This is a genomic window from Actinosynnema sp. NPDC023658, from assembly GCF_040639995.1.
Classification (GTDB): Bacteria; Actinomycetota; Actinomycetes; order Mycobacteriales; family Pseudonocardiaceae; genus Actinosynnema.
Window position 1 is genome coordinate 1 of the sequence record NZ_JBFAAX010001468.1, and the last position, 1082, is coordinate 1082.

A 1082-nucleotide genomic window follows, 5' to 3' on the forward strand; every position below is an offset into this window, starting at 1 on the left:
GTGCTGGCGCGGCGGTGCGTGGGCGGCGCGGCGTCGCCGGTGGCGTTCGTGCCGCTGTTCCTGCTGGGCCCGGTGAGCGGGGTCCTCGTGCCCGCCGGGCTGGTGCTGGTCGTGCCGCCCGTCCTGCTGGGTCGTGGCGAGGTTCGGTCGGGCGCGGTGGCGGCACGCCGGTGAGCCCGGTCGGCGCGGTTCGCACCGACCGGGCGGCGGTGGGTCAGCCCTCCCAGCTGGGCCGGTCGGCGCGCTCCTGCACGGTGACGTTGAGGCGGTTGAAGAAGTTGAGCGTGGCGATCATCAGCACGATGGCCGACAGCTGCTGCTCGTCGTAGTGGGCGGCGGCCTCGGCCCACACGTCGTCGGGCACCGCCTCGCCGGTCCGGTCCGCGATCCGGGTGACGGCCTCGGTGAGCGCCAGCGCCGCGCGTTCGGCGTCGGTGAAGAACGGCGTGTGCCGCCACGCCGCGACGGTGGCCAGCCGCTCGTCGGTCTCCCCCGCCTCGCGGGCTTCCCTCAGGTGGCCGTAAAGGCACGCGCCGCAGCCGTTGATCTGACTGGCCCGCAGGCCGATCAGCTCCAGCGTCAGCCGCGGCACGCCGCCCTGCGCGGTCGCCTTGAGCAGGTTCTGGATGCCCTTCATGGCGTCGGGCAGGACCATGGCCGGGTTCTTCATGCGCATCGCGTTCCCCCAGGGGGTCGGGCGCCGAGGTGTCACATCGGCGCGTTGTCACGGGTCATGTCCCTGACACCGGGCGACGGCGAGAGGTGACCGATGGACGGACGCGAGTTCCTGGCGGCGAGGTTCGAGGAGCACCGCCCGCACCTGCGGGCGGTGGCCCACCGGCTGCTGGGCTCGCCCAGCGAGGCCGACGACGCGGTGCAGGAGGCCTGGCTGCGGCTCAGCCGCGCGGGCGCGGACGACGTGGAGAACCTGGGCGGCTGGCTGACCACGGTGGTGGGGCGGGTGGCGCTGAACATGCTGCGCTCGCGCGGCCGGCGCGGCGAACGCCCGCTGGACGCGCACGTGCCCGATGAGGTCGACGGCGTCACCCCCGAGCACGAGGTGCTGCTGGCGGACTCGGTGG

Annotated in this window: 2 protein-coding genes; one reads left to right on the forward strand and one right to left on the reverse strand. The window is 74.5% G+C overall.

Annotated features, from left to right (window positions below):
• Positions 1–214: 214 nt before the first annotated feature.
• On the reverse strand, positions 215–670 hold the full coding sequence (locus AB0G02_RS41850) for a carboxymuconolactone decarboxylase family protein (RefSeq protein ID WP_360806626.1): 456 nt from the start codon (positions 668–670) through the stop codon (positions 215–217).
• 99 nt (positions 671–769) lie between these two features.
• Between AB0G02_RS41850 and AB0G02_RS41855 the strand changes: the two genes are divergently transcribed.
• Positions 770–1082 (forward strand): sigma factor (locus AB0G02_RS41855; protein ID WP_360806629.1); only part of this gene is annotated, 313 nt, incomplete at its 3' end.

What these genes read in the sequence shown, in the direction of transcription:
- AB0G02_RS41850 (WP_360806626.1), bottom strand. Translation starts at nt 670, where the DNA reads ATGAAGAACCCGGCCATGGTCCTGCCCGACGCCATGAAGGGCATCCAG.